This is a genomic window from Streptococcus equinus (assembly GCF_900101445.1).
GTDB classification, from domain to species: domain Bacteria; phylum Bacillota; class Bacilli; order Lactobacillales; family Streptococcaceae; genus Streptococcus; species Streptococcus equinus_B.
This window is the reverse complement of sequence record NZ_FNKE01000001.1, coordinates 1514498-1534094: the sequence shown is the minus strand read 5'-3', so window position 1 is coordinate 1534094 and position 19597 is coordinate 1514498. Positions and strand designations below refer to the sequence as shown.

The 19597-nt window shown below is 36.2% G+C and carries 17 protein-coding genes and 3 tRNA genes; 3 read left to right on the top strand and 17 right to left on the bottom strand.

Annotation, left to right across the window (positions count from 1 at the left end; translation table 11 throughout):
• Positions 1 to 481: 481 nt before the first annotated feature.
• The 16 genes from ftsH to BLR83_RS07520 all read right to left on the bottom strand — a co-directional run bounded on the left by ftsH (position 482) and on the right by BLR83_RS07520 (position 18115).
• Positions 482 to 2455 carry an ATP-dependent zinc metalloprotease FtsH gene (ftsH, locus tag BLR83_RS07595; protein WP_074561072.1) on the bottom strand — a complete coding sequence of 658 codons (1974 nt, stop codon included), beginning with the start codon at positions 2453 to 2455 and terminating at the stop codon, positions 482 to 484.
• 20 nt (positions 2456 to 2475) lie between these two features.
• Positions 2476 to 3018 carry a hypoxanthine phosphoribosyltransferase gene (hpt, locus tag BLR83_RS07590; RefSeq protein WP_074561122.1) on the bottom strand — a complete coding sequence of 181 codons (543 nt, stop codon included), beginning with the start codon at positions 3016 to 3018 and terminating at the stop codon, positions 2476 to 2478.
• 4 nt (positions 3019 to 3022) lie between these two features.
• Positions 3023 to 4288, bottom strand: a complete 1266-nt coding sequence (gene tilS / locus BLR83_RS07585) for a tRNA lysidine(34) synthetase TilS (RefSeq protein ID WP_074561071.1) — start codon at positions 4286 to 4288, stop codon at positions 3023 to 3025.
• Positions 4289 to 4298: 10 nt separating this feature from the next.
• Entirely contained in the window at positions 4299 to 5585 is a 1287-nt protein-coding gene (locus BLR83_RS07580; protein WP_074561070.1) for a serine hydrolase, read from the bottom strand.
• Positions 5586 to 5597: 12 nt separating this feature from the next.
• Positions 5598 to 5720: an SP_0009 family protein gene (locus BLR83_RS07575; RefSeq protein WP_074561069.1), complete on the bottom strand. Its 123-nt coding sequence runs from the start codon at positions 5718 to 5720 to the stop codon at positions 5598 to 5600.
• 1 nt (position 5721) lies between these two features.
• Positions 5722 to 6093, bottom strand: a complete 372-nt coding sequence (locus BLR83_RS07570) for an FtsB family cell division protein (RefSeq protein ID WP_006531200.1) — start codon at positions 6091 to 6093, stop codon at positions 5722 to 5724.
• Positions 6080 to 6352: an RNA-binding S4 domain-containing protein gene (locus tag BLR83_RS07565; protein WP_006531199.1), complete on the bottom strand. Its 273-nt coding sequence runs from the start codon at positions 6350 to 6352 to the stop codon at positions 6080 to 6082. Before BLR83_RS07565 ends, BLR83_RS07570 begins: the two co-directional genes overlap by 14 nt.
• 223 nt (positions 6353 to 6575) lie before the next feature.
• The gene (gene mfd / locus BLR83_RS07560; RefSeq protein WP_074561121.1) at positions 6576 to 10073 is read right to left on the bottom strand and encodes a transcription-repair coupling factor; all 3498 of its coding nucleotides are present in this window, start codon (positions 10071 to 10073) and stop codon (positions 6576 to 6578) included.
• Positions 10074 to 10077: 4 nt separating this feature from the next.
• Entirely contained in the window at positions 10078 to 10647 is a 570-nt protein-coding gene (gene pth / locus BLR83_RS07555; RefSeq protein WP_021143396.1) for an aminoacyl-tRNA hydrolase, read from the bottom strand.
• 77 nt (positions 10648 to 10724) lie between these two features.
• Positions 10725 to 11840 (bottom strand): redox-regulated ATPase YchF, encoded by a 1116-nt coding sequence (ychF, locus tag BLR83_RS07550; RefSeq protein WP_039696076.1) that lies wholly within the window; start codon positions 11838 to 11840, stop codon positions 10725 to 10727.
• 99 nt (positions 11841 to 11939) lie between these two features.
• Positions 11940 to 12131 (bottom strand): DUF951 domain-containing protein, encoded by a 192-nt coding sequence (locus BLR83_RS07545; protein ID WP_074561068.1) that lies wholly within the window; start codon positions 12129 to 12131, stop codon positions 11940 to 11942.
• Positions 12132 to 12141: 10 nt separating this feature from the next.
• Complete coding sequence (locus BLR83_RS07540; RefSeq protein ID WP_074561067.1) at positions 12142 to 13026, bottom strand: diacylglycerol/lipid kinase family protein; 885 nt, start codon at positions 13024 to 13026, stop codon at positions 12142 to 12144.
• A gap of 130 nt (positions 13027 to 13156) precedes the next feature.
• Positions 13157 to 14293, bottom strand: coding sequence for a DNA polymerase III subunit beta (gene dnaN, locus BLR83_RS07535; RefSeq protein ID WP_039696079.1), 1137 nt, complete (start codon positions 14291 to 14293; stop codon positions 13157 to 13159).
• A 158-nt stretch (positions 14294 to 14451) separates the two neighbouring features.
• The gene (gene dnaA, locus BLR83_RS07530; protein WP_074561066.1) at positions 14452 to 15807 is read right to left on the bottom strand and encodes a chromosomal replication initiator protein DnaA; all 1356 of its coding nucleotides are present in this window, start codon (positions 15805 to 15807) and stop codon (positions 14452 to 14454) included.
• Between the two features lie 203 nt (positions 15808 to 16010).
• Positions 16011 to 16793: a ParB/RepB/Spo0J family partition protein gene (locus BLR83_RS07525; RefSeq protein WP_074561065.1), complete on the bottom strand. Its 783-nt coding sequence runs from the start codon at positions 16791 to 16793 to the stop codon at positions 16011 to 16013.
• A gap of 65 nt (positions 16794 to 16858) precedes the next feature.
• Positions 16859 to 18115, bottom strand: coding sequence for a S1C family serine protease (locus BLR83_RS07520; RefSeq protein ID WP_074561064.1), 1257 nt, complete (start codon positions 18113 to 18115; stop codon positions 16859 to 16861).
• A gap of 215 nt (positions 18116 to 18330) precedes the next feature.
• Here BLR83_RS07520 and rlmH point away from each other — a divergent pair, with 215 nt between their 5' ends.
• Entirely contained in the window at positions 18331 to 18810 is a 480-nt protein-coding gene (gene rlmH, locus BLR83_RS07515; protein WP_039696083.1) for a 23S rRNA (pseudouridine(1915)-N(3))-methyltransferase RlmH, read from the top strand.
• 92 nt (positions 18811 to 18902) lie between these two features.
• On the opposite strand, the gene BLR83_RS07510 is transcribed toward rlmH, so the two are convergent.
• Positions 18903 to 18976 (bottom strand) — tRNA-Arg (locus BLR83_RS07510).
• A gap of 332 nt (positions 18977 to 19308) precedes the next feature.
• Between BLR83_RS07510 and BLR83_RS07505 the strand changes: the two genes are divergently transcribed.
• Together BLR83_RS07505 and BLR83_RS07500 are read left to right on the top strand one after the other, a co-directional pair.
• Positions 19309 to 19380 (top strand) — tRNA-Glu (locus BLR83_RS07505).
• A 31-nt stretch (positions 19381 to 19411) separates the two neighbouring features.
• Positions 19412 to 19485: transfer RNA gene (locus BLR83_RS07500), tRNA-Asn, on the top strand.
• Positions 19486 to 19597 lie beyond the last annotated feature (112 nt).

Below are 19597 nucleotides of genomic sequence, written 5' to 3'. Positions count from 1 at the left end.
GTTTTTTGACAGGTTACTTCCGTAACCCGCACGTTTGGTTCGTATTGTTCAGTTTTCAAAGGTCTTTGTCTCACTCGAGACAACTTCTATATTCTATCAAATTTGAATCCCTTTGTCAACATCTTTTTTCAAGAAATTTTCAAGTTCTTTTCAAATTTGTTACCGCTGCCCTCTCGAACAACAGCTATATTAGTTTATCATTTCTTCAACGTTTTGTCAAGAAGTTTTTTAACTTTTTTTCAAAGCCTTTTGAAATGTTTGCTGCTTCAAACAACAGCTTATTTAGTATACTAAACTTCATTTCCTCTGTCAACAGGTTTTTTAGCTTTTTTTGATTTATTCTAGCTACCTCCATATTAGCAGCTAATAAGCCCGTTTTTAAGCGTATTATTTGAACACTACTTTTCTATTGGGAGATAAAAAAGAAGGCTCTACGAGCCTTCTTTTGTCTTTTCTGACTGTTTTCTACCTATTATGTAGATTATTCTTCAGAATCATCCATTTTTTCTTTGACTTCATCATATGAAAGAGCGTGTGCTTCTTCTGAATCGTTTTCTAATTCTTCAGGAACCTTACCTGTTTCATAGATAGATTTAATTTGTGCAGCATCAAGTGTTTCATATTTAAGAAGTGCTTCAGCAATAAGTTTATGAGTTTCACGATTGTTATTGATAATATCAGCCGCTTTATTGCGTGCTTCGTTTAGAAGCGCACGAACTTCATCATCAATCATTTGTGCTGTTTGAGATGAATATGATTTTTCTGGAGAAACTTGACCTGCCATGATAGCGTGGTTACCTTCATATTGAACAGGGCCTAATTTTTCACTCATACCATATTCAGTTACCATTGCACGAGCTAATTGAGTTGCTTGTTCGAAGTCATTTGATGCACCAGTTGTTTGAGCATTAAAAATGATTTCTTCTGCAACACGTCCACCCATCAAACCAGCTAACTGTTCTTTAAGATCAGACTTAGAGTGTAACATTTGATCTTCTTTTGGAAGAGCAATCATGTAGCCACCAGCACGTCCACGAGGGACAATTGTAACTTTATGGACAACGCGAGCACTTGAGAGCACTAATCCAACGATTGTGTGTCCAGCTTCATGGTAAGCAACCATTTCGCGTTCACGTTGTGAAATGGTACGGTCTTTCTTAGAAGGACCTGCAATAACTCTATCTTCAGCTTCATCAATATCTGAAGCATCAATTTTAGTTTTATTACGACGTGCAGCAACCAAGGCAGCTTCATTCAAGACATTTTCAAGATCAGCACCGACAAATCCAGGGGTTTGTTGTGCAACAACTTTTAAGTTAACATCTTCTGCCAATGGTTTATTTTTAGCATGTACTCGAAGAATAGCTTCACGTCCTTTAACGTCTGGACTTCCTACAAGAATCTTACGGTCAAAACGTCCTGGACGCAAAAGAGCAGGGTCTAAGACATCACTACGGTTAGTTGCAGCAATAACGATGATGTTTTCGTTTCCTTCAAAACCATCCATTTCGATAAGGAGTTGGTTAAGAGTCTGTTCACGTTCATCATTTCCGCCACCCATACCAGCACCACGTCTGCGACCAACAGCATCGATTTCATCGATAAAGATAATCGCACGTTCAGCTTTCTTAGCATCTTCAAAGAGTGATCGAACACGACTCGCACCGACACCCACAAACATTTCAACAAAATCAGAACCTGAAATTGAGAAGAATGGGACGCCAGCTTCACCAGCGACAGCTTTCGCAAGTAATGTTTTACCTGTTCCTGGAGGGCCTTCAAGAAGGACCCCAGCTGGAATACGAGCACCAAGAGCTTTATATTTCTTAGGATTTTTCAAGAAATCAACAACTTCAACAAGTTCTTGTTTTTCTTCCTCTGCTCCAGCAACATCAGAGAATCTTACTTTAACATCACCTTTATTTTGTGACTTAGCTCGATTCTTACCAAAACTCATCGCACCACGAGCACCATTACCGCCTTGATTCATCATCATGAAGAAGAAGGCAATCACTAAGATAAGTGGAAGATAAGTTAGCGCCAAAGATAGCCAAGCTCCGCTTGAACTTTCTTGTTTGATGTTCACATCAACATCTGCTTTTTCAGCTGCTTTAGTAAGTGTATCAATAGAAGAATCACTTGGTAAAATAATTGATGTAAACTCAGTGACTGATGTCGAGTTATTTCCTTCTAAGAATGGAAGAGAGGCACTTGATTTAGTTTTTTTAGGTTTCGAATACTTACCACTTACTTCAATAATGCTACCGTTTGGCTGGTAAGTAATCGATTTAATATCACCCGCTTTAATTTGTTTAACCAAAGTCGAGTAATTAATTTGTTGGCTTTGTGTACTTGTTCCTCTCAAATAGTATTGAAATGCGGTAATAGCCGCAATAATAACAAGAATATAAATAAAGGAATTTTTTACAAAGCCATTATTTTTGTTATTTTTCATATATAACTAACGACTTTCTACTAATTTGAATAGATTTCTTCTTTCAAAACGCCAACATATGGTAAATTACGGTAACGTTCAGCATAGTCAAGACCAAACCCTACAATAAATTCGTTTGGAACATCATAGCAGACATAGTCAGCTTCGATGTCAACAACACGACCTTCTGGTTTATCAAAAAGGGTTGCGATTTTTACTGAATTTGCTTTACGGTATTTGAACATATCACGAAGGTATTTTAAAGTACGACCTGTATCGATAATATCTTCGATAAAGACAACATCACGACCTTCAATGTTCGTATCAACGTCTTTAAGGATTTTTACTTCACCACTGCTTTTTACTCCGCCGTGGTAGCTAGAGACAACCATAAAATCAATTTCGACATGTGTGTCGATATGTTTAATCAATTCTGCCATAAAAGGTACAGAACCTTTCAAAACACCAATTAATAGAGGATTTTTACCTTCATAGTCTTTTGTAAGTTGTGCGCCTAATTCTTTGGTTTTGGCAATAATCTCCTCTTCAGAATACAACACTTTTTCAATATCTTGTTCAAGCATGACATCACCTATTTCTAATTTTTTCAATATACAATTTGCCCTCCATTATATCATGTTTAGAGGGTTTTCTCAAATAAGTTTTATCAGCAACCTGGACAAAAATAATTTTTCCATCCTGCTCGCCGATAATGGCATTGGCACGTTCTTGACTTGGAATTTTCTCATCGATAAAAAGCCTACGCAATTTTTTCGAAAAATCTCCAAAATCAATGCGGTCACCTTCCTGTCTTTTTCTCAAAAGAATAGGATTTAAACTGTAAACAGCTATGCCTTCCTTATCTTTGCTAACAAATTGAAATTGAAACTGACCATAATTGACTATACTGTTATATTCTAGCATCTTTTGAGCTAGTTCCCCATCGGTCTTAGGGCTGATTTTTTTCACTTGAAATGTTTCATAATCTTTAACTAGCCAGTAATCTGATTTCACATGATAGTTAGCATTAGATTTATTTCTTAAAAGATGCAACATTTCCTCAAATTGTCCATGAGACACTTGCAATTCAGGAAAGTTTTCAAGGTAATTTTGAAAAAGAATAGCTTGAACTGCAGGAGTCTGAGCTAAAAATTGAGAGCAATTTGTTAGATCAATATCCTTTGTTAAATCCTGAAAAGCTTGGAAAAGTTGCTGACTTTCATTTCCAAGATAACGAAGGGCTTGTTTAAATTTAGGATTTTCTTCCTCTAAAATTGGAAAATAGCGATTCCTAATACGATTTCTCAAAAAGTCTAAAGAGCGGTTGGTATCATCTTCAAAGTGGAAGATATCAGGTAACTCTTTTTTAGAATACGCCAAAAATGGTCGAATCAATTCACCATCACCAAATGCATTCACGGTTTGCATTCCTGATAAATGGCGTAAACGACTGCCACGTAACAGTCGCATAAAAATCGTCTCAGCTTGGTCATCGGCATGATGTGCTGTTACAAGTGCTGTATAAGAATGCTCAGCCATCAACTCTTTAAAAAACTTGTAACGAAAATCACGCGCAGCTGTTTCCGAAAAAGCCCCAGAAAAGTAGGCTACATAAATCGGAATTTGGTGCTCTTTTGCCCATTCTCGCAAATAAACTTCTTCAGTGTCTGACTCAAGACGTTGTTTATGATTCACGTGAGCAATAGCAATCTCTACTCCGAGTTTTTTTCGGTATATATACAAAAAGTGTAGCAGATTCATAGAATCTACTCCACCTGATACAGCTATTAAAACTTTTTTATGTTTGGCAAAATAAGCCTTTTTTTGAATTTCTTTTACTAATTTATCATACATAAGACATCACTTATTTTAAAATATTGTAAACGTCATTAGCGATATTTGAAATATCGTCGTAAGAAGCATTATTGGTAAAAATTGATAAGATGAACGGTTGATCAGCATAAACAATAGCAACGTCATGTCTGTAGTCGTAAGCATCACCGATTTTGTGAGCTACCTGAACATTAATATCTTTAGAGATACGTGCATTATCAAATGCTGTTGATGATAGATATGAGATAATATCTCCATTTTGCTGATAGATAGCTTCCATTAAATCAGCGGCAGTTTTAGATGACATTTCACGTGACTTCATATCGAAATTTGTATTAGTTATAGCACTAATATCTGAAGTGAAATGTTCACCGTATTGTTTAGCAATATAGTAACCTAAAATATTGGTTGCAACGTTATCAGAATTCTGACAAACAGCTTTTAATAAATCTTCAACACTGTAATCTTTGTCATCAGCAGTTTTGCTAATTTTTCCGCTACCGCTTGGATTGTAAGCTTTAGCAAAGGTATTCACATCAGCAGTGTATTTTAGTTTATCATCCATCTTAACACTGCCATCCTGAATTTTTTCTTCAACGTAATACAGTGTCGCTAATTTGGCAACACTAGCTGCATACATTGTTGTATCAGGATTAATACCTGCTGTTTCTTGGGTTGACAGTTGTTTAACGTAGATGGAATAGTTACCTTTATTATACTTCTGATTGAGAACTTGCTGAACTTTTTCCATACGGTTATCAGTATCAGACAAAGCTTCTTCGCTAATCCAACCTTTACCATCAACTTTGTAATAAGTTCCATGATGAGTTGTCGCTTTTTGTGAAACAGTTACTGCTTGATAAGCAGTTAAATCTGTTTTTGCTTCTTGTGTTCCAACAACATATGGTGATTGATAAACTTGAAAATCATCCTTTAGCCAGTAGTTTTCTGACAGTGACTCTTGGCTAAGAATAACATCATCGTAAATCAACTGGCGGCTAGCTTCAATATAGTTACCATCTGATAACTCAAAAACAGGTTGCGAATTATCGTTAATCAGAATGCTAACAATATCCAATTGACTATTAGCAGCAATTGTTCTAGAAGCAACTGTTAGATTACTATCTTTATAAATCTCGCTAGTTTTAGCAAGGACTGGATTTGATGGCACAGCATCAAAGTAAGTTGTCGATGCTGCCACACCTGCTGTCAATTGATATTTTGCTGCATTACTTAAATCAACATTTTTTTCGGTACTAACAACAGAAAGAGAAGTCAAGAAAAATGGTATTAGCATCACTGCGAATAGTTTTTTCATTGGCTCCTCCTTTCATTCTTTTTTAGTTGATTGGTGATTTTCTTCTCGTAGTTTTTGATTTTCTTCAGCCAATTCTTCTAACTTTTCATCAGAATAAGCTAGAAATTTTTCAATAGTTTCGATTAATTTTTCCATATTATTTTGGTAATAGATTTGGCAATGGGTAAACTGTTTCGCCTGAACGTGATAAATAATATTTTGCACGAGCATACTTTTCAACGTAGTTCTCGTCTTTTAAGCGATTTGCCAAAACTTTTTCAGCGTCTGTTTCTACAACAAGATTGTCGTAAGTTTTCTGAAGTGACACGACTTTATCTTTACGCTCTTGTAAGGTTTGGTAACTTTTAACTAGGTTGTAAGTTGGCAAAATAAACAACAACATAACAACAATCAAAATCCATCCCATAAAACGATTACGTTTACGATTTTCTTCTTCCATGTAACGTTTTTTGGTATTTTCATCATTGATATATTGATTGTTCAATTGAACAATATTAGGCTTCTCCATCCGCTTCTATCCTTGTTTCATTAATAATTTCATACATCTTAGTGGCGTCTTCTTTTTTGGTACTATCTTTCATTTCCAAAACACGCACTGTCAGTAATTTATTTCCAAAACGAATTTCAACTTCGTCGTTAATTTTTAAATCAGTTGATGATTTAGCTAAGATACCATTTACTTTAATACGCCCTTTATCAGCTACTTCTTTAGCAACTGGACGGCGTTTTATAATACGGGATACTTTTAAATATTTATCTAATCTCATAATATTCTACCTCGCAATCTTTTCTATTTTATCACTTTTTTTCAGAAAATAGATGTTTTCAATCTGTTTGTTAAGATAATGTAATAAAAAGAGAGCTTGCGCTCTCTTAGTTCTACTAAAGTTAGATAGACGGTGTTTATAATATTTTGCAAGAAATTGTTTGACGTGAAACATATAGTTTTTTCATCAATTTAGTTAATCTGCCGTTTGAACTCTTTTAAAACTACCCTTCTTTAGCTTTTCTGGCTTTAATCTCAGCTAGCATGCTACCAAATTTTTGGAGTTCTTCTAAAATTTCATAGTCCTTTTTACCTCTAACATTAAATGTAATTTCAATTCTACCTTGGTTCTCACCGATTCTAGCTTTCAAATCTGTCTTAGAAAGAGCCTCAAAATAATCTTGAGTCAAATAATGTTGTAGCGAAGCTTTTTCAAAACGCACCAAAAGATTATTATCTTTACGTTCAACAAGTTCTGTAAAAGCATTGTCCATGTATGATTTCACCAAACCAATTTCAAGAAGATAAGCAACTTGATCTGGGTATTCTCCAAAACGGTCAATCAATTCATCTTGTAAACTTTGGTAATCTTTAAGACTCTCAATTTCACGGATACGTTTATAAATTTCAATTTTTTGACGCTCGTCATCAATGTACTCACTTGGTAGATAAGCATCAATTTGTAGATTAATCTCAGCATTACTCTTACGACGTGCCTGAGATTTACCTTGTTTCTTAGCAATCGCTTCTTCTAATAATTGAGAATACATCTCAAAACCGACAGAATCAATAAAACCGCTCTGTGAAGCACCTAAGATATTTCCTGCACCACGAATAGATAAGTCACGCATAGCAATTTTGAATCCAGAACCAAGCTCTGTAAATCCTTTGATGGCATCTAAGCGTTTTTCAGAGACTTCGGTCAAAATCTTATCTGGACGATACATGAGATAAGCATAAGCAATACGATTTGAACGACCAACACGACCACGAAGTTGATACAAGGTTGACAAGCCCATGTGGTCAGCATTTTCAATGAACAAGGTATTGACGTTAGAAATATCAACACCTGTCTCAATAATCGTTGTGGCAACGAGAACATCGTAAACACCTTCAATAAAGTCCATCAAGGTGTTTTCAAGCTGAATTTCACTCATTTGACCATGAACGAATCCAATACTTGCTTCAGGCACCAATTCTTGTAACTCAGAAACTTTTTGATCAATCGTATCAACACGATTGTAAACGTAGAAAACTTGACCACCACGATCAATTTCACGAATAATGGCTTCGCGAATCAACCCAGGATTAGTTTCCAAAACATAAGTCTGAACAGGGTAACGATTTGTCGGTGGTGTTTCAATCACAGATAAATCACGGATACCAAGCATAGACATGTGAAGTGTACGAGGAATTGGAGTTGCTGTTAAGGTTAAGACATCAACTTTAGTCTTAAGCTCTTTTAGTTTTTCCTTGTGTTTGACACCAAAACGTTGCTCTTCATCGATAATAATCAAGCCCAAATCTGCAAACTCTACATCTTTAGATAACAATCGGTGAGTTCCGATAATAATATCAACTTGACCTTTTTTCAATTTTTCCAAAGTGGCTGTCTGCTCTTTTTTACTTTGGAAACGACTAAGCACATCAACAGCTACAGGATAATTCTCAAAACGCTCTGAGAAATTTGTAAAGTGTTGCTGAGCAAGCACGGTAGTCGGCACCAAAACGGCTACTTGTTTGTGGTCTTTAACAGCCTTAAAGGCGGCACGCATAGCAACCTCTGTTTTACCAAAACCAACATCACCAACCAAAAGTCGGTCCATCGGTTTTTCTTCTTCCATATCGTGTTTGATTTCTTTTATAGAACGAAGTTGGTCTTCTGTCTCTACATAAGCAAAGTCGTCATCAAACTCTTTTTGCAAGTCATCGTCCGGTGAGAAGGCAAAACCTTTCAGTTGACTACGTTCTGCGTATAGTTTCAACAAATCATCAGCAATATCTTCAACTTGTTTAGAAACCTTTTGTTTCGTTTTTTGGAAACGTCCATCGTTTAATTTATTGATTTTTGGCTCTTTACCATCAGCAGAAACATATTTTGATAGACTTTCAATTTGTTCCACAGGAAGAGAAATCGTTGAAGATCCTTGGTATTGAATCGTTAAATAGTCACGGTGTACCCCATGAATTTCAATAGTTTCAATTCCTAAAAATTGACCGATTCCATGAACATGGTGAACCACATAATCACCCTTAGAAAGTTCATTGTAATCTTTCAAACGTTCTGCATTGCTGATATTTGAACGACGGATGCGACGTTTGACTTTTTTATGATAAATTTCGTGCTCAGTGATTAAAACAATTTTATCGTCAGCAAAGTAAAAACCATTTGATAAATTGCCGACTACTAATTGCGCTTGATGTTCTTGTAAATCATTTGCATCAACTATCGGCAAATCCAAACCATATTCTTGCAGGTTCTCTTGCAGACGTTCTAAACCGTGTGGGGTATCTGATTGAACTAAAATAGTAGCTTTTGATTTTTGATAACGATTAATCTCATCAATCAAAAGCGGAAATTGATTAAAGAATTCTTGCATCGGGTATTGGGTGAAATTGTGTAATTTATCAAATTTCAGATTTCCCAATCCTTTATGGAAGTTTGAAAAGAAGGTTGCTGGTTGGTATTGACGTAATTCCTTATAAATATCAGCAAAGTAAACCAAACTTGACACAGCTTTACCACGTTGTAAATCTTCTGTCAATAGATTAGCAACCTCTAAATCAAACTTGGCATTGCGGTCAACCAACTTTTGAAAATCATCAAAGAAGACTGGTGTCCCTTTTGGAATATAATCGAGAAGTGTCCACTCTTTAGCATAAAAGAGAGACAAAAAACGTCTAATGTCTTGATGTCTATACTGCTCTTGTGTGGCTGCATAAAGTTCACTCAAATAAGCTTGTTGGTCATCCTTTGCAGTTTCAAGATACCTCTCAAAAGCTTGACTAGCTCTAGCAAAGTCCTCTTCTGACAAAATCAACTCATCCGCTGGATAAATCGTTACTTGTTCAACATTGCTAAGAGATTTTTGAGTCTGTGCATCAAATTGACGAATACCATCAACTTCATCACCAAAGAATTCCAAGCGGTACGGATAATCTGCCGTAATCTCATAGATGTCGACAATATCACCACGTCGGCTAAACTCGCCAGGATTCAAAACCTGAGAAACTTTTTGGTAACCAACGTTTGACAAGACCTTTACAACCTTGTCAAGGTTGTAATCCTCTCCGACAAGAAAATTCAATTGACTTTCTGAGTAAGTTTTAGGATTTGGCAACAAAACACGAGCACCAACTAGACTCGTAATCAAGATACCTGATTGTTTTTTATCTTGTAAAAAATTCAAAGCTTCTAAGCGAGAATGAGCTTTATCCATCGAAGCAAAAATGAATTCTGCAGCAGCAACATCATCCGCAAAAAACGTATAAACCTTATTCTCACCAATCAAACTAGATAAATCACTAGCCAATTTTTCAACTTCATTTTGAGTTGAGGTGATAATCACTATTTTTTCTTCATTAGCTTGATAAGCTGAAGCTATAGCAAGAGCTCTACTTGCTCCTGACAAACCCATAATAAGCTGTCTACCAAGATTAGACACGCCTGCATGCCAACTTTGGATTAGCTTATTTTGGCTAAATAAATCGATAATATTCATAGATTTACCCATTAAATTTTTGCATTGTTTTTACAAAATCAGCTTCCTGTAAATAAAATTGAACAGCATCATTAACTTTTTCTAGTGTGTTAGTGACTGTAATATAGTCATCCTTGTCAAATTTTCCAAGCACATGGTCAACAACTGAGCGACCTTGTTTAGGACGTCCAATCCCAACTTTAATACGGTCAAACGCTTGTGTCCCTGTGTGTGCAATAATTGACTTGATACCATTATGACCACCAGCTGAGCCTTTTTGACGAAGACGAATACGCCCGACTTCCATATCTAGGTCATCATAAATCACCATAAAATCTTCAATGGCAATATTATAATAAGTCAGCAAAGCATGTACCGCAATTCCTGAATTATTCATAAATGTAGTTGGTTTGACCAAGTACACTTTTTCACCATTGATAAAGGCAGAACCAACTTCTGCTTTGAAGTTTTTGTCTTCTGAAAAAGTCACATTCAAATCTTTAGCTAGACGATCAATTGCCATAAATCCGATATTGTGGCGTGTTTCGTGATATTTACTGCCTGGATTTCCCAGACCAACAATCATTTTTACCATTATTTTTTCCTTTCAAATGTCAAAAGGGCTGGAAAAAATTTTTTCCAACCTCATTTGATTTTCAATTATTAGTTAGCTTAGACGTTAAAGCGGAATTCCATGATGTCACCATCCTGAACCACATATTCTTTCCCTTCTTCACGAAGACGACCTGCTTCTTTAACAGCTTTTTCTGAACCGTATTTGATTAAATCATCATAAGACATTGTAATCGCACGGATAAATCCACGTTCAAAGTCAGAGTGAATGATACCAGCTGCTTGGGGAGCTTTAATACCACGTTTGAATGTCCAAGCGCGAACTTCTTTTTCACCTGCAGTGAAGTAAGTTCCAAGACCTAGCAAGTGGTAAGCTGCACGAGTCAATTTGTCGACACCAGATTCAGTCAAACCAAGGTCTTCAAGGAAGAATGCTTTGTCTTCATCATCAAGTTCAGAGATTTCTTCCTCTGCACGTGCTGAGATAACAACAACTTCAGCATTTTCAGTTGCTGCGAATTCACGAATTTGTTTTACGTATTCGATATCGTCTGGGTTAGCAACTTTATCTTCGTCAACATTTGCCACGTAAAGAACTGGTTTTGTTGTCAAAAGGAACAATTGTTTAACAATTTTTTGTTCATCTTCTGTAAATTCAATTGTACGAGCTGATTTACCATCTTCAAGTACTGGTTTGATTTTTTGAAGAACGTTAAATTCTGCAACAGAATCTTTGTCTTTTTGTGTACGTGCTACTTTTTCGACACGCGCATAACGTTTGTTAACAGATTCCAAGTCAGCAAGAATCAATTCCAAGTTAATAGTATCGATGTCAGCAAGTGGGTCAACAAAGGCATCTTCACGTCCTTGTTCACGCATAACGTTCTCGTCATCAAAAGCACGAACAACGTGAACAATCGCATCAACTTCACGAATGTTAGCAAGGAATTTGTTACCAAGACCTTCACCACGAGAAGCCCCTTTTACGATACCTGCAATATCAGTAAATTCAAATGTTGTTGGGACTGTTTTTTTAGGGGTGATAAGCTCAGTCAATTTTTGTAGGCGTTCATCAGGAACTTCTACCATACCAACGTTAGGATCGATTGTCGCGAAAGGATAGTTAGCAGCTTCCGCACCTGCTTTAGTAATCGCATTAAAAAGAGTTGATTTTCCGACGTTTGGTAAACCAACAATACCTGCTGTTAAAGCCATATTTTATTAGTCTCCGTTAAATTTATTCAATCACAACTATTATAGCATAAAATCACTTAAAAAAGCCCGCTATATGCGCAGACTTAATGATTTTAAATATTATAATACTTTCTTCAACTTGCGTTCAAAATCATGACGGCTCATCATGACAATATGGTCACAGTTTGTACAACGAATTTTAATATCTGCTCCAATGCGAATCACTTCCCATTCGTTGGCTTTTTTGCCAGTTGCTTTAATGGTACACGCATGAGGTTTCTTCATCTCAACAAGACTTCCGATTTCGTACATGATTTCTCCTTTACAAATAAATATAACGTTTTTGCGGCGTTAATGTGACTTCATCAAGCGACACAATTTCACCATCAATCTCAATTAAACTTTTTTCAGGATTTTTTATAGTCACACTTTTGTAGGGATGATGCTGCAGATAAGGAGAATGCTCATGCACTTTAAGAACTAAACTTAATAAAACAAGCACACGTTCCCACAAGGTTTCACCTTTGGCATACACGCAATCCAACTGTTCCAAATAAGCTGTGGCATGTGGCCAAATCATAACACCACCACCAAAGTAAGTATTGTTAGCCAGCGAAAAGAAAAACTGATTTCTAAGTTCAAGGACTTCTCCTGCTTCTGTCTCTAGACAAAGTGAAGCAAAAGCTGGTTTCTTAATCAAACATTGAATCGCTGTTAGGATGTAAGTCAATTTTCCTAAATGATATTTGTTCAGTTTAGCTTTTAGCTGAGACTGTTCAACATGATTAATAACCCAAGAAGCAAAACCTAAATCTAAACTGTTTAAAACCAAGCCATTTTGGTAAGTATAAACCGTAATTTCTTTTGGAGCTTGCTTAGTCGATTCAATAAGATGTGTTAAATCTTTTTTTAATCCAAGAGCACGCGCAAAATCATTTCCTGATCCCATTGGATAATACGCAAAGGGAATATCAGCTGGCAGGTAATATAAAACTTTGGATAAGGTACCATCACCACCAAGAACCAATAATCTATCCTTCTCAGGTTGAAAGGTCTCTAAAACATCATTGACTTGATTTTCTTCGTCATCTGGATATCGCGTCAGAAAAACAGCCAGCTCTTGATTCAATTCATTTTTCAACCTTGCAATAACTTCTTTGGCACTACGATTTCCTGAATGAGGATTAGCAATAATATAAAGTGTCATATCAAGAAATATTATAACATAAAAAGCAAGAGCACTGTATAGACAGTGCCCTTGCTGGAGATTATGAAAAAGAAAAGTTTTAGGATGATTATAGTATACGAATTCATCCTTAAAGTTTCCTTAAAGAATTTTAGTTTGTACGAACCGGTGTGATTAATTGGATAAAGTTTTCAGCATCATCACCTGGCATCAACGTAAATGGACGAACTGGTGAGATAAAGCGAATCACAACTGTTTCACTTTTCAATGCTTTAAGAGCTTCAATCAAGTAAGTTGGGTTAAAGCTGATTGTCAAATCACTACCTGATTGGTCAATGATATCCAATTCTTCGTTAACTTTACCAACTTCAGGAGAGTTAACGTGAGCCGAAACGCTGTTATTTGTAATTTCAAGTTTAACAGTACCATTTTGTGTGGCATTTGAAATCAAATGAGCACGTTCCATTGCAGAACGAAGAGCACCTGTATTAAAGGTAACTTCTGTTTCGAATGAATTTGTCAACAAACGATCTGTATCAGGGTAATTTCCTTCTAAAAGACGTGTATAGAAGCTAATGTAGTCACTTCTGAAAAGCATTTGGCTGTCTGAGAAGAAAACTTCTACTGTTTCGATATCGTCTGTAAAAACTGCTGCAAATTCACGAAGAGATTTACTTGGGATAACAACGTTGAAGTCGTTTGAAGTATTGTCCAAAGTTAATTTGCGTTGGCTCATGCGGTGAGAGTCAGTAGCAACCGCTTTGAAATCTTTGTGGTCGCTAAGCACCATGTGAACACCAGTTAAAATTGGACGACTTTCTTGAAGGCTAGCTGCAAAAGCTGTTTCTGTAATGATTGACTTCAATAATTTTGTTTCAATAACAAGAGGATTTTCAGTAGCCATTTCTTGAAGACGTGGGTAAAGGTCAACATCTTTTCCTTTAAGAGTGATTTCTGATTTACCACTTGTCAAAACGATTTGGTGATGTTCAATTTCTTCAAAATCTAAAGTAACATCTGGAAGACTTGAAACAATGTTGATAAAGAAGTTTGCTTCTAATAGAACTGCACCTGGTGATGTAATCAAAAGACCTGCATTTTCATTAGAAGTTGGAATAGTATTTTCAATTGAAATTTGTCCATTTGAACCTGTTAAGGTAATGTTACTATTTTGAACTTCAATTTTGATAGTAGATAACACAGGAATTGCATTCTTCGAAGAGATTGCCCTCTTAGTAGCATTCAATGCTTGAAGAAAGAAGGATTTATTAATTGAGAATTTTATCATGAAGATAACTCCTTTAATTTATAAGTATTAAGTTAGTAGTAGTAGTAGGTCTTGTTTATACTGTTGATAACTCTAAAAACGCCTGAAAAATCGCGGGAAAAGAGTTGTTAACAACCTGTGGATAAATCGCAGATTTTTTTGCTACTTATCCACAATGCTTATTTGATCTTGTTTTTGATGGTTTCAATTTCAATTCGCAAACTATCGTCTTGAGCCAGCATATTTTTGATTTTATTATAGGCATGAAGAACGGTAGAGTGGTCACGACCACCAAATTCTTTCCCGATTTTTGGAAGAGAGTTATCAGTCATCTCACGCGCCAAATACATGGCTACCTGACGTGCCAAAACAATATCTTGCGTACGTTTAGTAGCTTTGATTTCTTTGACAGTGACTCCGTAGAATTTCCCAACCTGACTTTGAATTTCTTCTATTGGGATAACCGTCATTTTCGGACCATCTTGCTTACGAGCTCGAATGGCTTCAGCAGCAATATCGACGGTGATGGTTTGGACTTTTTTAATACTTGCCACAAGGCTAATATCTTTTAAAGCCCCTTCGAGGTCACGGACATTAGAATCAAATTGTCCAGCAAGATATTCAATGGTATCTTGAGGGAAAATATAATCGTACTCTTGTGTTTTATTGGTCAAGATTGCCACACGTGTTTCAAAATCAGGCGGCGTGATATTGATTGTCAAGCCCCACTTGAAGCGCGTGACCAAACGTTGTTCCAGATTATCGAGGTGATCTGGCGTGCGGTCACTGGTTAGTACGATTTGCTTGTTATTATCGTAAAGAGCGTTGAAAGTATTGAAAAACTCTTCTTGCGTACCTGATAATGTCTTTTTAGCGAGCGATTGAATATCATCAATCAGCAAAACATCAAGGTTACGGAATTTTTCTTTCAATTCCTCCATAGTATCTAAACGAATATGGATAACAAATTCATTGATAAAGTTTTCGGCAGTGATGTACTTCACGCGCGCTTTAGGGTTATTTTGCAATACTGCATTACCAATGGCATTAAGTAAGTGAGTTTTTCCGAGTCCAGGTCCACCCCAGATAAATAAAGGGTTATACGTAGTCCCCGGAGCGTCCGCAACGGCGTAAGACGCAGAAAAGGCCCAACGGTTTTCATCACCTTGGACAAAGTTGTCAAAAGTATACTTTGTATTTAAGTCTGAATCAACCTGGGGCAGGTGGCTTTTTTGTGGTGCTTGGAGAACTTGGGAAGTCGGTTCTTCTACTGCTTGTTTGGCTAAATCTTCTTCAAAGACATAGTTCACAACAATCTCAGCATTATAAACCTCAAAACCAGCCGTTAAAATGATTGGTTTTAAATTTTTATCCCAAAAGAGTTCTTTCATAGGATCCAGGTAAATCGTCGCCGTATTCTGCTCAATTTGAATTAATCGAGCGTCTAAAACAAAAAATTCATAAGTTGCTTGTTTTAGTTGACTTTTTGCCAGTTCAAGGACCCTATTCCAAAAAATTTGTTCATTTTCAGTCATAGTAGTTTCCTTTTTGTGGATAATTCATAAATTATTTTAACATAAAATATCAAAGTTTTCCACAACTGTGAAAATAAAAAATCCACACTGTTTACAGAAGTTTTCCACAGGGTGTGGACAACATAGAAAAAGGCCTAAAATCAGTGATTTTGGCCGCTTTTTCTTGTGGAAAACTATGAAATTGAAAATGAGAAATTCACAAGCTATTTTAGCCTGTTGATAATTCTGTTTAAGTCTTCTTCTGATTGAAAGTGTAATTGTAAGTCTCCTTTAAAGCCACTTTTAGAAAGTGATAAGGTGACAGGAAGACCTAATAATTTTGATAATTCTTCTTCTTGATGTCGGATAAAAATATCTTTTTTACTTGCTTTAGAAGATGTTTTTTTCTTTTTGACGGATTTTACAGATTGTTCGAGTTTGCGAACGCTCATATCCTCGCTCAGAATTTTTTGGTACCACTTCTCCTGCTCTTTTTCGTCCTTAAGCGTCAGCAGCACGCGCGCGTGTCCTTGAGACAACTCACCCTTCTCGACAGCGTGAGAAATATTGGCAGGTAAATTTAATAAGCGCAAGCAATTAGTGATATATGGTCGTGATTTTCCCATAAATTGTGCCAACTCTTCGTGAGTCATTTGGTTTTTATCGAGTAATTGCTGATAAGCCTTGGCTTCTTCAATAGGATTGAGGTCAGAGCGCTGCAAATTTTCGACAATGGCAAGCTGCATGCTTTCTTGATTAGTAATGTCCTTTATAATTGCAGGAATTTCGCTCAAACCAGCCATTTTTGAAGCCTTGAGGCGTCTTTCGCCTGCAATGAGTTCATAACCAAAAATATCTGATTTACGGACGATTATCGGCTGTATGAGGCCGTTTGCTTTTATTGAGCGAGAAAGCTCCTCTAATTCTTCTTGCTTAAATTTCAAGCGAGGTTGGTAAGGATTTGGAGCAATATCGTCAATAGGTATGAGATTAAGTGTTTCAATCATAGTTTTTTCCTTTAAAAAATGAAGCTGAGAAGCTCAGCCTCATTAGTTTTTAGTTTTAAGTTAAATTATTGATTTGATGAAGAAGAGAGGTCTTGTGTTGTTTTTGTTAGTTTAATAGTTTCTGTTTTCTTTTCAGTACCACGATAGAAGGTTACCTTGATAGAATCTCCAGTTGAATGACCGTAGAGGACACTTTGAAGATCTGTGATAGAAGAAACATCTTTATCATCGATAGCTGTAATCACATCGTATTTTTTAAGTGTTCCTTCAGCAGGCATACCTGATTGAACTGAAGCAACGACGATACCAGCTGTGACGCTAGTTGGAATATTTAGGCGACTGATTGTTGTTGTTGACAAATCACTTAGGTTAGCCATTGTGATACCAAGTGCTGGACGGATAACTTTTCCGTTTGCTTCTAATTGATTAATAATTTTAACCACATCATTAGCTGGAATAGCAAATCCCATACCTTCTACAGAATTACCTGATCCAGAATCTGAGGTAGAAGAAATTTTACTTGAATTAATACCAATCACTTGTCCTTCAATGTTAATCAAAGCACCACCAGAGTTACCTGGGTTAATAGCGGCATCAGTTTGGATAGCATTAGTTGAAATTGTTTCGCCATCATCGTTAGTCATTGTGACTGTACGGCTTAGACTTGAGATAATCCCTTGGGTTACTGAGTTAGCGTAATCAGTACCTAGAGGGCTACCAATAGCAATGGCTGTTTCACCAACAGTAATTTTATCTGAATCAGCAAATTCAGCTACTGTTGTGACTTTATCAGAAGAAATTTTGACAACGGCGATATCTGAGTAAGTATCGGCACCGACTAATTCACCAACTACTTTTGTACCGTCAGAAAGCATGATTTCGATTTGACTAGCGCCATCGACAACGTGGTTATTAGTAACGACGTAAGCAGAATTGCCATCTTTTTTGTAAATAACCCCAGAACCTTCACTAGCGATGCTTAAATCACTATCTGAGCCATTATTATTAGTGTTATTATCTAAATTGCCACCAAACATTTGCATATACAAATCATTTGAAGAGCTATTTGATTGATAATTGATGACTGATACGACTGCTTCTCCCACTTTTTCGACAGCTTTTGTCGTATCATTAGTATTTGAGTAACTTACTTTACTTGTTGTGGTTTTTGTACTTGAACCACTAACATTATTAATAGAGATGCCAGCCATATTCAAAATGAGTAAGGTTCCAGCAACTCCTCCGATGAAACCAACTAAAATAACGGATAGTGGTTTAAGGATTTTTTTGTAATTGACTTTTCGAAATTTTATTTTTTTCACGTCTCTTCCTCCCTTTTTTTATTCACAGATAGCATATAAAAAACGACTTAATTATACCTTAAAAGGGAAAAAAAATAAAGTAATCCACAGGCTGTGGAAAACTTTTGAAACTTGTTCAAAAATCCCCAAATTATAGCGATATTAAGCCTCATTCTAGATTGTTAACATGTGGATAATGTGTGAAAAGCTTGTGAATATGTGGTAAAATAGAAAGCATGAAAGTAAAAATTATTGCTGTTGGAAAATTAAAAGAAAAATACCTAAAAGATGGTATTGCAGAGTATGGCAAACGCATGAGTCGCTTTGCCAAATTTGAAATTGTTGAGTTGCCCGATGAAAAAACACCAGATAATGCTAGTGAGGCGCAAAATCACCAAATCATGGAAAAAGAGGGTGACCGTATTTTAGCTAAAATCTCTGAGCGCGATTACGTTATTGTTTTAGCTATTGAAGGTAAACAATTCCCATCAGAAGAATTTAGTAAGATTATCGCCGATGCAACTTTGAGAGGTTATTCAGACATTGTATTTGTCATTGGAGGTAGCCTAGGTTTAGCTGACAAGGTAAAAAAACGTGCTAATCTCAAAATGAGCTTTGGTTTACTAACTTTACCCCATCAGTTAATGCGCCTAGTTTTAGCTGAGCAAATTTATCGAGCTTTCATGATACAACAAGGAAGTCCTTATCATAAGTAAAAAGCAGTTCAATTTGAACTGCTTTTTCTAGTTTCATGTGAAACACTACTAGTGGAGAAAATAAAAAAGCCGGCTAAAGCCGGCTTAAGATTTGATCCCAGCAGGATTCGAACCTGCGACCGTTCGCTTAGAAGGCGAATGCTCTATCCAGCTGAGCTATGAGACCATATCAACTTAATCATTCTATCAAAATAACAGCTTTTCTGTCAACTAAAAATCGTACTTTACGCTGGCCGGGGTGGTTTTTAAAAAGTAAAGAATAGGTAAAAGAAAAAATTACTTTTTTACTAGTAAACACTTTTTCTTCTTTACCGAAAGTTCACCTGTAAATGCTTGATATTAAAGGCTTTTTAGCACGTTAAAATTGTTTGAATTTTTTGGCGATAATTTAGTGCAAAAAAACTTCAAAAAAAGTAAAAAAAATTGAAAAAAACTATAGACAAAGAAAAAATATCTGGTATAATAATAAGAGTGTTGAGGGGAAATCCTAAAACTTCTGGTCCGTTGGTCAAGGGGTTAAGACACCGCCTTTTCACGGCGGTAACACGGGTTCGAATCCCGTACGGACTATAAAACTACTGCTTAGCAGTTTTTTTGTTTATCCGGCATAGCTCAGTTGGTAGTAGCGCATGACTGTTAATCATGATGTCGTAGGTTCGAGTCCTACTGCCGGAGTGATAAGACACCTTCCTAAGTTTTACTTAGGATTTTTTATTGCTTAAAAAGAGCTAGAACAATTGTTCTAGCTCTTTTGGTGTTTATTTAACACTTTCTAGATAATCAAGTA

Coding starts and splice junctions, on each gene's coding strand:
- pth (WP_021143396.1), bottom strand. CDS start 10,647: ATGGTAAAAATGATTGTTGGTCTGGGAAATCCAGGCAGTAAATATCAC.
- BLR83_RS07565 (WP_006531199.1), bottom strand. CDS start 6,352: ATGAGATTAGATAAATATTTAAAAGTATCCCGTATTATAAAACGCCGT.
- dnaA (WP_074561066.1), bottom strand. CDS start 15,807: ATGACTGAAAATGAACAAATTTTTTGGAATAGGGTCCTTGAACTGGCA.
- hpt (WP_074561122.1), bottom strand. CDS start 3,018: ATGCTTGAACAAGATATTGAAAAAGTGTTGTATTCTGAAGAGGAGATT.
- dnaN (WP_039696079.1), bottom strand. CDS start 14,293: ATGATAAAATTCTCAATTAATAAATCCTTCTTTCTTCAAGCATTGAAT.
- BLR83_RS07540 (WP_074561067.1), bottom strand. CDS start 13,026: ATGACACTTTATATTATTGCTAATCCTCATTCAGGAAATCGTAGTGCC.
- tilS (WP_074561071.1), bottom strand. CDS start 4,288: ATGTATGATAAATTAGTAAAAGAAATTCAAAAAAAGGCTTATTTTGCC.
- ychF (WP_039696076.1), bottom strand. CDS start 11,840: ATGGCTTTAACAGCAGGTATTGTTGGTTTACCAAACGTCGGAAAATCA.
- mfd (WP_074561121.1), bottom strand. CDS start 10,073: ATGAATATTATCGATTTATTTAGCCAAAATAAGCTAATCCAAAGTTGG.
- BLR83_RS07570 (WP_006531200.1), bottom strand. CDS start 6,093: ATGGAGAAGCCTAATATTGTTCAATTGAACAATCAATATATCAATGAT.
- ftsH (WP_074561072.1), bottom strand. CDS start 2,455: ATGAAAAATAACAAAAATAATGGCTTTGTAAAAAATTCCTTTATTTAT.
- BLR83_RS07525 (WP_074561065.1), bottom strand. CDS start 16,793: ATGATTGAAACACTTAATCTCATACCTATTGACGATATTGCTCCAAAT.
- rlmH (WP_039696083.1), top strand. CDS start 18,331: ATGAAAGTAAAAATTATTGCTGTTGGAAAATTAAAAGAAAAATACCTA.
- BLR83_RS07575 (WP_074561069.1), bottom strand. CDS start 5,720: ATGGAAAAATTAATCGAAACTATTGAAAAATTTCTAGCTTATTCTGAT.
- BLR83_RS07545 (WP_074561068.1), bottom strand. CDS start 12,131: ATGTACGAAATCGGAAGTCTTGTTGAGATGAAGAAACCTCATGCGTGT.
- BLR83_RS07580 (WP_074561070.1), bottom strand. CDS start 5,585: ATGAAAAAACTATTCGCAGTGATGCTAATACCATTTTTCTTGACTTCT.